This is a genomic window from Pseudomonas sp. SJZ080 (assembly GCF_007828295.1).
GTDB lineage: Bacteria > Pseudomonadota > Gammaproteobacteria > Pseudomonadales > Pseudomonadaceae > Aquipseudomonas > Aquipseudomonas migulae_A.
The window spans coordinates 1-10,646 of record NZ_VIUK01000022.1; the positions used below are offsets into that span (position 1 = coordinate 1).

Genomic DNA, 10,646 nt, shown 5'->3' on the forward strand with positions numbered 1-10,646 from the left:
AATATTACTGATCAGACTGAATGCCATGCTGAGAGACGGCACCGAATGGCGGTGACGAATGGCAGGGTGAAGACAGTTGCTCCCACATTTGATTTTCACAGGTCAGAAATAGCCTTACTCAGCTTTTACGCGCCCAACGCTCGCGCCACACCTGCTGTTCGGATTTGGTCTGGAAGGTCCAGGCCACGAAGCGGCTTTGCTTCTGCCCCTGGGACATTTCCACGACCTGGCTTTCCAGCACGCCGGCCTTTTTCAGCGCCGTCTGAATCGCCGGAAGGTTCGAGGCTTTCGAGACCAGGGTGCTGAACCACAGCACTTTGTGCTGGAAATGCGCGCTCTCGGCGATCAGTTGCGTCACAAAACGCGCTTCGCCGCCTTCGCACCACAATTCCGCCGATTGCCCGCCAAAGTTCAATACCGGCAGTTTGCGTTTCGGGTCGGCGCGGCCCAGTGCGCGCCATTTGCGCTCGCTGCCTTTGGTCGCTTCGTCCATAGAGGCGTGGAACGGCGGGTTGCACATGGTCAGGTCAAAGCGTTCGCCCGGCTCGAGCAGGCCCAGCAGGATGTGCTTGGGATTGCTTTGCTGGCGCAACTGGATGGCTTTGTTCAATCCGTTGGACTGCACGATGGCTTTGGCTGCCGCCACCGCCGTCGGGTCGATTTCCGAGCCGAGGAAGTGCCAGCGGTAGTCGCTGTAACCGATCAACGGATAGACGCAGTTGGCGCCCATGCCGATATCGAGCACCTTGACCGGCGCGCCGCGCGGGATTTCGCCGTCGTTGACGCTGGCCAGCAGGTCGGCCAAAAAGTGTACGTAATCAGCACGGCCCGGCACCGGCGGGCAGAGGTAATCCGCCGGAATGTCCCAGTGAGCAATGCCATAGAACGACTTGAGCAGCGCCCGGTTGAACACCCGCACCGCGTCCGGGCTGGCGAAGTCGATGCTTTCCTTGCCGTACGGGTTGATGATCACGAATTTCGCCAGTTCCGGCGTGGTTTTGATCAGCGCCGGGAAGTCGTAACGACCCTGATGGCGATTGCGCGGGTGCAGGCTGGCCTTTTCACGCGGTTCCACGGTTTTGGCCGGGGTGGCGGAGTCAGGCTTTTTGCGCGCAGGGCGGGGGGTGCGAGGGGCGTTCATGGGCGTGGTCGATTCGGGTATGGCTAAAAGTGGCGGGTATTGTCCCATATCTGTCGTCACAACGCGGTGCGCGTTTCTGTAGGAGCCGGCTTGCTGGCGATCTGGGCGACGCGGTGTTTCTGAAAGACCGCGTTATCGTTCTTCGCCAGCAAGCCGGCTCCTACAGGACCGTGGGAAATGAAAAAGGGAGGCCATCTGGCCTCCCTTTTTCATTGCGATCTGCCGTTACAGACTGGCAATCCGCGCATGCTGCTCGGCCAGCTTGCCCAAAGCCTGTTCAGCTTCAGCCAGTTTGGCGCGTTCCTTCTCGATGACGTCGGCCGGGGCCTTGTCGACGAAACCGGCGTTGGACAGCTTGCCGCCCACGCGTTGGACTTCGCCCTGCAGACGCAGGATTTCCTTGTCCAGGCGCGCCAGTTCGGCGTCCTTGTCGATCAGGCCGGCCATCGGCACCAGCACTTCCATCTCGCCCACCAGCGCGGTGGCGGACAGCGGTGCTTCTTCGCCGGCAGCCAGTACGGTGATCGATTCGAGGCGAGCCAGTTTCTTCAACAGGGCTTCGTTCTCGGTGAGACGACGCTGATCTTCGGCGCTGACGTTTTTCAGGAAAATGTTCAGCGGCTTGCCCGGGCCGATGTTCATTTCGCCACGGATGTTGCGCGTGCCGAGCATCAGTTCCTTGAGCCACTCGATGTCGTTCTCGGCCGCCGGATCGATGCGCTCTTCGTTGGCCACTGGCCAGGGCTGCAGCATGATCGTCTTGCCTTCGATACCGGCCAGCGGCGCGATGCGCTGCCAGATTTCTTCGGTGATGAACGGCATGAACGGGTGCGCCAGACGCAGCGCGACTTCCAGTACGCGAACCAGCGTGCGACGTGTACCGCGCTGACGTTCGACCGGCGCGTTTTCGTCCCACAACACAGGTTTGGACAGTTCCAGGTACCAGTCGCAATACTGGTTCCAGATGAACTCGTACAAGGCTTGTGCCGCCAGGTCGAAGCGGAACTGGTCGAGCTGACGGGTCACTTCAGCTTCGGTGCGTTGCAGCTGCGAGATGATCCAGCGATCCGCCAGTGACAGCTCGAAGGCTTCGCCGTTCTGGCCGCAGTCTTCGCCCTTGTCCAGCACGTAGCGCGCGGCGTTCCAGATCTTGTTGCAGAAGTTGCGGTAGCCTTCGACGCGGCCCATGTCGAACTTGATGTCGCGACCGGTGGACGCCAGCGAGCAGAAGGTGAAGCGCAGGGCATCGGTGCCGTAGCTGGCGATGCCGTCGGCAAACTCGTCGCGGGTCTGCTTTTCGATCTTCTTCGCCAGTTTCGGCTGCATCATGCCGGAGGTGCGCTTCTTCACCAGATCTTCCAGCTCGATACCGTCGATGATGTCCAGCGGGTCCAGGACGTTGCCCTTGGACTTGGACATCTTCTGGCCCTGGCCATCTCGCACCAGACCGTGCACATAAACGGTCTTGAACGGAACCTGCGGCGTGCCGTCTTCGTTTTTCACCAGATGCATGGTGAGCATGATCATCCGGGCAACCCAGAAGAAAATGATGTCGAAGCCAGTCACCAGCACGTCGGTGGAGTGGAATTTCTTCAGGAACTCGGTCTGCTCAGGCCAGCCGAGCGTGGAGAACGTCCACAGGCCCGAACTGAACCAGGTGTCGAGAACGTCGTTGTCCTGTTGCAGCGCAACGTCCGGGCCGAGGTTGTGCTTGGCACGCACTTCGGCTTCGTCGCGACCGACGTAGACTTTGCCCGACTCGTCGTACCAGGCCGGAATCCGGTGGCCCCACCACAACTGACGGCTGATGCACCAGTCCTGGATGTCGCGCATCCACGAGAAGTACATGTTTTCGTATTGCTTGGGCACGAACTGGATGCGGCCGTCTTCAACGGCGGCAATCGCAGGTTCGGCCAACGGCTTGGTGGACACGTACCACTGGTCGGTCAGCCAAGGCTCGATGATGGTGCCGGAACGGTCGCCTTTCGGCACTTTCAGCGCGTGATCATTGACGCTGACCAGCAGGCCGGCAGCATCGAACGCAGCCACGATCTGCTTGCGCGCTTCGAAGCGGTCGAGGCCGACGTATTCGGCCGGGATCTTGCCGTCGATGCTTTCGTTCAGTGTGCCGTCGAGGTTGAACACCTGGCAGGCTGGCAGTACGGCGGCGTTTTTGTCGAAGATGTTCAGCAGCGGCAGGTTGTGGCGCTTGCCGACTTCGTAGTCGTTGAAATCGTGGGCCGGGGTGATTTTCACGCAGCCGGTGCCGAATTCAGGGTCGCAGTAATCGTCGGCGATGATCGGAATGCGGCGGCCGACCAGCGGCAGCTCGACGAATTTGCCGATCAGGGCCTGGTAGCGTTCATCGTTCGGGTTAACCGCTACGGCGGCGTCGCCGAGCATGGTTTCCGGGCGAGTGGTCGCGACGATCAGATAATCATTGCCTTCAGCGGTCCTGGCACTGTCGGCCAACGGGTACTTCAGGTTCCACAGGAAACCTTTCTCGTCGTGGTTTTCCACTTCGAGGTCGGAAATCGCCGTGTGCAACTTGGTGTCCCAGTTGACCAGGCGCTTGCCGCGATAGATCAGGCCGTCTTCGTGCAGGCGCACGAAAGCTTCTTTAACGGCTTCCGAGAGGCCGTCGTCCATGGTGAAACGCTCGCGGCCCCAGTCTACGGACGAGCCGAGGCGGCGGATCTGACGGCTGATGTTGCCGCCGGACTGATCCTTCCATTCCCAGACTTTCTCGAGGAATTTCTCACGACCCAGGTCGTGACGATTCTGGCCCTGGGCTTCGAGTTGGCGTTCCACCAGCATTTGCGTGGCGATACCGGCGTGGTCGGTGCCCGGCTGCCACAGGGTGTTGCGACCCTGCATGCGGCGGAAACGGATCAGGGCGTCCATGATCGCGTTGTTGAAGCCGTGACCCATGTGCAGGCTGCCAGTGACGTTCGGCGGCGGGATCATGATGGTGTAGGACTCGCCCGCACCTTGCGGGGCGAAGTAATTCTCAGACTCCCAGGTGTTGTACCAGGAAGTTTCAATGGCGTGCGGCTGGTAGGTCTTATCCATGCGCGGCGGGACCCTATTGGCATTAATTCAGGAAAAGCCGACGAGTATAGCGGGGCATGGGGCACAGGGCGAGCGGGGGCGGACAGGCGCGGAGAGAATGTGCAGGCCAGCTTTTGTGATGGGGGGATGAGTGGGGGCGTTCTTTTGACATCAACCTCTGTAAAGGACGCAGATAGCTTCGGGCGTCAGATGGGTGGCGTATCGCCGTCAGGTTTGACCAAGACGGCAGACAAACCTTCCAAAAAAGAAAAAGTAGTTAACTGTGTCGGGAATAACTATCTCTGTTAGTTGATGTGTTTGCTCATGCGCACATTATCAATCAGATAGTCGTACTTGTTTTTTGGTGCCTCAAGCACGATAAAAAACCAAAAAAAAAGCCACCCCTGAGGATGGCTTTAGATCGGTCATCACTTCTGATGACCTGGCGGCCACCTCTCTAGGTGACCTGTTTTGCTGCCAATGACGTTTTGTCAGCAAAGGGGTGAAGTAACTACTTCGTTTGGTGGAGCCGGGGGGATTTGAACCCCCGTCCGCCAGTACTCCGCTGTCGGTTCTACATGCTTAGCCCGTTCAATTAAGTTAACCCGTCGCCGCCCGAGGGGCAGGGTGCTAAGGGCGAGCTGTGTAATATTTAGCCGTTACGTCCATAGCACACTACGCGGCGATTCTGTTCTATATGACAATCAGGTCGGGTTTACAGAAATCCCCTGGTGATTGCTGGCGCCGAGGCAGCCAGAAGTGCTTAGGCGTAGATCTTTTCCTCGAAGGAGGAATCGTTCATTGCAGGAGCACCGTAGTTGGCAAGTTTGGCAACTATCAAGTATGTAACAGTGGATTTACGAGTGCTGTTACCCACTCGGCATGCCCCTAGAGTTTTGTTACCAGCGTCGAATCCTAATCGGCCCCAAGTGCGCTAAGGCAGGGCGAATATAAGAAGGGATGGATAAATAATCAACAGATTTATTTGTTGGTTGTTGAGCGTTTTTTGAAAGATTTTTAGTTGGTGGGCGCGGTAATTGGTTGTGAGAATAAACCATTAATTCGAATAGTTGTATAGGGAGTTCGCTTCCCCAGTGAGAGCTCTTGAGAGTTATTTGATATTGGGTGATATGTGCGCCCAAGTACGGGCTGCAGTGACCCCCGCGTGAAAGACGTACCTATACGAGAGCACGATTCTGCGCCCGTTATCGGGGTTGTATCGGGATCGGGTTTTTCGATGAAATGGCGGGACTCAACTTCAGTCTCCTATTGGAAAAAGGTGAGTTGCCGAGCGGAATTTTGCAGTTCTCCCAATCGTGCGCGATCAGGAGTGCCAGTATCGATAGCCAGACTCCATATTTGGGACTCCCCAAATATGGAATCTCCTGCAGAAGGTTCAGTCGTTGTACTGGTTCAACAACCGCTCAAGACGCGCGCTGAGGCGGCGTTTGATTTCGGTTTCGATGTGCGGGGCGAAGTCGTCGATCACGTCTTGCATGATCAGTTGTGCGGCGGCGCGCAGTTCGCTGTCCAGGTGCAGCAGGTCGTCGGGACCTTTGCTGGCAGCAGGTGCCGGTTGCGCGGTTGCGGCTGCGGCAGCGGCAGTGGGTGTCGGTTCGACGGTGGTCTGGCTGGCGCTGACCGTGTCGAACAACATCGGAATCTGTTCCTGGTCTCCGTCCTCGACCGTGTCGGTCAGCAGCGGCGGTTGCAGGTTGTCATCGCCGAGCAATTGGCGGATCGACTCGAGGTCGTCCAGCAGGTGCGCGGACTTTTGCAGCGGTTTTGGAGTGTCCATCGGAATGCTCAGAGTCGCTGTAAACGGTGATCTTGCAGAGGATAGCCCTGTTCGCGGTAGAAACGGAAACTCTCCCGCGCAGCCGCACGAATCGTCGGATCTTCCACCACCACTTCCGCCACGCGGGCGAACTTGTTGGCAAACGCCGGGGCTTTCAGGTCAAGGTTGACCAGCAGGTCCTGATGTTGACCGCAGTCATCGCCTAGCCCCAGCACAATCAAACCCTCAGGCTCGCTTTCAGCGGGACCGTGAGGCACGAAACTTTCGCCCTTGAAGGCCCACAGGCGCGCATCGAGATCGTCGCGCTGGGCGGCATCGCTGCAATGCAGGTAGATGCGGTGGCCCATGCGCCAGGCTTTTTCGGTGAGCTTGCAGGCGAAATCCAGCCGCGCCGAGGGATCGGCGCTGGGCAGGATATAGAAGTCGACTTTGGTCATTGCGGTTCCTGAGCCCAGGGCAGCGACAGGAGCTGACCCGGGAATTGTAGGAGCGAGCAAGCTCGCTCCTACAGGGTTAGGCTTTGGCGCGGTCCAGCAGGTACTGGGTCAGCAGAGGAACCGGACGGCCAGTGGCGCCCTTGTCCTTGCCGCCGCTGGTCCAGGCCGTGCCGGCGATGTCCAGGTGCGCCCAGTTCAGGTTCTTGGTGAAGCGCGACAGGAAGCAGGCGGCGGTGATGGTGCCGGCTTTCGGGCCGCCAATGTTGGCGATGTCGGCGAACGGGCTGTCCAGCTGCTCTTGATACTCATCGAACAGCGGCAGTTGCCAGGCGCGGTCGTCGGCAGCCTTGCCGGCGCTCAGCAGTTGGCCGATCAATTCGTCGTTGTTGCCCAGCAGGCCCGACGTGTGGGAGCCCAGTGCAACGACGCAAGCACCGGTCAGGGTCGCGATGTCGATCACGGCTTGCGGCTTGAAGCGCTCGGAGTAGGTGAGGGCGTCGCACAGCACCAGGCGGCCTTCGGCGTCGGTGTTGAGGATTTCCACGGTCTGGCCGCTCATGGTGGTGACGATGTCGCCCGGACGCGAAGCGTTGCCGCTCGGCATGTTTTCGGCGCAGGCAAGGATGCACACCAGGTTGATCGGCAGCTTCAATTCGAGCACGGCACGCAGGGTACCGAAGACGCTGGCGGCGCCGCCCATGTCGTACTTCATTTCGTCCATGCCGGCGCCCGGCTTCAGGCTGATGCCGCCCGTGTCGAAGGTGATGCCTTTGCCGACCAGTGCGTACGGCTTCTCGGATTTCTTGCCGCCGTTGTATTGCATCACGATCAGGCGCGGCGGCTGGGCGCTGCCCTGGCCTACGGCGTAGAACGAGCCCATGCCCAGTTCCTTGATCTTCTTCTCATCAAGGACTTCGACTTTCAGGGTTTTGAATTCTTTGCCGAGGTTCTTCGCTTGTTCGCCGAGGAATGTCGGGTGGCAGATGTTTGGCGGCAGGTTGCCCAGGTTGCGGGTAAACGCCATGCCGTTGGCGATCGCGGTGGCGTGTGCCACGGCACGCTCGACTTCAGCCTGGGCGGCCTTGATGGTCACCAGGGTGATTTTCTTCAGGGCGCGAGGTTCGGCTTTCTGGCTCTTGAACTGCTCGAAGGAATATTCGCCGTCCACCAGGGTTTCGGCCAGCAGACGGGTCTTGCCGTAGCTGTCGCGACCTTTGACCACGACTTCGTCCAGCGCCAGCACGGCATCGCTGCCGCCCAGACCTTTTAGGGTGCTGAGGACGCCGGCGATGATTTTGCGGAACGGGCGGTCGCCCAGCTCTTCGTCCTTGCCCACGCCCACGAGCAGCACGCGCTCGGCTTTCAGGTTCGGCAGGCTGTGCAGCAGCAGGCTCTGGCCGACCTTGCCGGCCAGGTCGCCGCGCTTGAGCACAGCGCTGATCGCGCCGCCGCTCAGTTCGTCGAGCTGCTTGGCAGCGGCACCGAGCTTGCGACCTTCGCTGACGGCGACCACCAGAGTGGCGGTTTTCAACGTTTGCGGGTTAACGCTTTTTACAACCAGTTCCATGTCCGGGTCCCTGAATTAATGGGTAACACGCGAGGGCTCGACGGTATTTGCTCGAGCCTGCTCATAAATAGAAAGGTGCAAGTCACGGCTTGCGACAAAGGCCGCAGTTTGAACCTCGGTCCCCGAGCCTGACAACCCTCGGTTGTACGATCTTCAATGTTTTGGCGCCCCTGTAGGCGCGAGCCTGCTTGCGAAAAACCTGAGGGCGCCGTGGGGTGTCAGGCTTCCCGCATTATCGTTGATGCTCATCGCGAGCAAGCTCGCTCCTGCATAGCCTTGCGCCAGCGCATTGCGCAGTGACAGGCGCACCCAATCACAGGATAATGCGCCAACTTTTTTCGGCGGCTCTGTCTTGCGGGCTGCCTGATACGTTTGCTTGTTTGGCCGCCTTAGCCTGACAACCCTGGAGTGTCTGGTTTGATTGTCTTCCGTTATCTGTCCCGCGAAGTCCTGTTGACCTTGAGCGCCGTCAGCGCTGTGCTGCTGGTCATCATCATGAGCGGGCGCTTCATCAAATACCTCGCCCAGGCGGCCGCCGGCCTTCTGGATCCGGGCTCGCTGTTCCTGATCATGGGCTTTCGTCTGCCGGGTTTCCTGCAGCTGATCCTGCCGCTTGGCCTGTTCCTCGGGATTCTGCTGGCCTACGGTCGCCTGTACCTCGAAAGCGAAATGACCGTGCTGTCGGCCACCGGCATGAGCCAGCAACGCCTGTTCACCATGACGCTGTTTCCGGCCACGCTGGTTGCGCTGGTGGTGGCCTGGCTGAGCCTGAGCCTCGCGCCACAAGGCGCCAATCAGTTCCAGTTGCTGCTGAACAAGCAGGACGCCCTGACCGAGTTCGATACCCTTGAGCCTGGTCGCTTCCAGGCCTTGCGCGACGGAACCCGGGTGACCTACACCGAAACGCTGTCGGATGATCGCATCCACCTCGGTGGCGTGTTCATTTCGCAAAAGAACGTCTCGTCCGACAAGACGGACCGCGGGATTTCCGTGCTGGTGGCCGAGAAGGGCCGTCAGGAAATCCGCCCCGATGGCAACCGCTACCTGATTCTCGACAATGGCTATCGCTACGACGGCAACCCGGGACAGGCGGACTACCGTGCAATCAAGTACGAAGAATACGGCGTATTGCTGCCTAAACCGGACGTGAGCGACGAAGTCACCGACCGTGATGCGATGCCCACCCGTTCCTTGCTCGGCAGTGACGACCTGCGCTCCCGCACCGAGCTGCAATGGCGTCTGTCGTTGCCGTTGCTGGTCTTCATCGTGACCTTGATGGCGGTGCCGCTGTCGCGGGTCAATCCGCGCCAGGGCCGTTTCCTCAAGCTGCTGCCGGCGATTCTTCTTTATATGGCTTACCTGAGCATCCTGATTGCCGCTCGCGGCGCCCTCGAAAAGGGCAAGATCCCGCCCGCGCTAGGTCTGTGGTGGGTTCACGCGATTTTCCTGGCCATCGGCCTGGGCTTGCTCTACTGGGAACCTCTGCAGTTGAGACGGGCAAGTCGCCGCAGCGCGCTGGAGGTGGCCCGTGGTTAAGCTCGATCGCTACATCGGCAGCAGCGTTTTCATCGCGATCCTGGCGGTACTGGGGATCATTCTCGGTCTGGCGACGCTGTTTGCCTTCATCGACGAGATGGGTGATGCCAGCGACACCTACACCCTGGTCGATGTGTTGAGCTATGTCCTGCTGACGGCGCCGCGCCGTCTCTATGACATGTTGCCGATGGCGGCGCTGATCGGCTGCCTGATCGGCCTTGGCAGTCTGGCCAGCCACAGCGAACTGACCATCATGCGCGCTGCGGGCGTGTCGGTTGGGCGAATCGTCTGGGCGGTGATGAAGCCGATGCTGGTGTTGATGCTGGTCGGTCTGTTGATCGGCGAGTACATCGCGCCGGCAACCGAAAGCACGGCGCAGGCCAATCGCTCGCTGGCTCAGGGCAGTGGCGATGCGCAAAGCGCCAAGCATGGCCTGTGGCACCGCCAGGGTGACGAGTTCATCCACGTCAACTCGGTGCAACCCAACGGTCTGCTGTACGGCGTGACCCGTTATCGTTTCGATGATCAGCGCCACATGCTGTCCTCGAGCTTCGCCAAGCGTGCGGAGTTCGACAAGGATCACTGGCAGTTGAGCGATGTCACGACCACGCTGTTCCATGGCAAGAGCACCGAAGTGGTGACGGCGCCGGTCGAGCGCTGGAACGTGGCGCTGAGCCCGCAATTGCTCAGTACCGTGGTGATGTCGCCGGATTCGCTGTCGATCACCGGTCTGTGGGGTTACATCCACTACCTGGCAGATCAGGGCCTGAACAATGGCCGGTATTGGCTGGCATTTTGGGTCAAGGTGTTGCAACCGCTGGTCACCGCTGCGCTGGTACTGATGGCGATCTCCTTCATCTTCGGACCTTTGCGTTCGGTGACCCTCGGTCAGCGGGTTTTCACCGGCGTGCTGGTGGGCTTCACCTTCCGCATCGTCCAGGATCTGCTGGGGCCTTCGAGTCTGGTGTTCGGTTTCTCGCCGCTGTTTGCGGTGCTGGTGCCAGCGGGTGTATGCGCCCTGGCGGGTGTCTTCCTGCTGCGCCGAGCCGGTTGATTGCACTCTATAAAACACACGAACTTGTAGGAGCCGGCTTGCTGGCGATGGGTGCTCGGCGG

The 10,646-nt window shown here is 59.8% G+C and carries 7 protein-coding genes and 1 other RNA gene; 2 read left to right on the forward strand and 6 right to left on the reverse strand.

The features are described from left to right. Positions 1-118: 118 nt before the first annotated feature. From rlmF to FBY04_RS24215, 6 genes are all read right to left on the reverse strand, one after another. Positions 119-1,141 (reverse strand): 23S rRNA (adenine(1618)-N(6))-methyltransferase RlmF, encoded by a 1,023-nt coding sequence (gene rlmF, locus FBY04_RS24190; protein WP_145317394.1) that lies wholly within the window; start codon positions 1,139-1,141, stop codon positions 119-121. Positions 1,142-1,366: 225 nt separating this feature from the next. Further along, a complete protein-coding gene (locus tag FBY04_RS24195) occupies positions 1,367-4,213 on the reverse strand; it encodes a valine--tRNA ligase (RefSeq protein WP_145317397.1) in 2,847 nt (948 codons plus the stop codon). Positions 4,214-4,713: 500 nt separating this feature from the next. Continuing rightward, positions 4,714-5,119: a transfer-messenger RNA gene (gene ssrA / locus FBY04_RS24200) on the reverse strand. Between the two features lie 469 nt (positions 5,120-5,588). Then, positions 5,589-5,990, reverse strand: coding sequence for a DNA polymerase III subunit chi (locus FBY04_RS24205; protein ID WP_145317400.1), 402 nt, complete (start codon positions 5,988-5,990; stop codon positions 5,589-5,591). An 8-nt stretch (positions 5,991-5,998) separates the two neighbouring features. After that, complete coding sequence (locus FBY04_RS24210; protein ID WP_084323862.1) at positions 5,999-6,427, reverse strand: DNA polymerase III subunit chi; 429 nt, start codon at positions 6,425-6,427, stop codon at positions 5,999-6,001. Between the two features lie 76 nt (positions 6,428-6,503). Continuing rightward, on the reverse strand, positions 6,504-7,994 hold the full coding sequence (locus FBY04_RS24215) for a leucyl aminopeptidase (RefSeq protein ID WP_084323861.1): 1,491 nt from the start codon (positions 7,992-7,994) through the stop codon (positions 6,504-6,506). 417 nt (positions 7,995-8,411) lie between these two features. Here FBY04_RS24215 and lptF point away from each other — a divergent pair, with 417 nt between their 5' ends. Both lptF and lptG read left to right on the forward strand, forming a co-directional pair. Then, entirely contained in the window at positions 8,412-9,530 is a 1,119-nt protein-coding gene (gene lptF / locus FBY04_RS24220) for an LPS export ABC transporter permease LptF (protein ID WP_145317403.1), read from the forward strand. Beyond that, positions 9,523-10,584 (forward strand): LPS export ABC transporter permease LptG, encoded by a 1,062-nt coding sequence (gene lptG / locus FBY04_RS24225; protein WP_084323859.1) that lies wholly within the window; start codon positions 9,523-9,525, stop codon positions 10,582-10,584. Before lptF ends, lptG begins: the two co-directional genes overlap by 8 nt. The last annotated feature ends 62 nt before the right edge of the window (positions 10,585-10,646 follow it).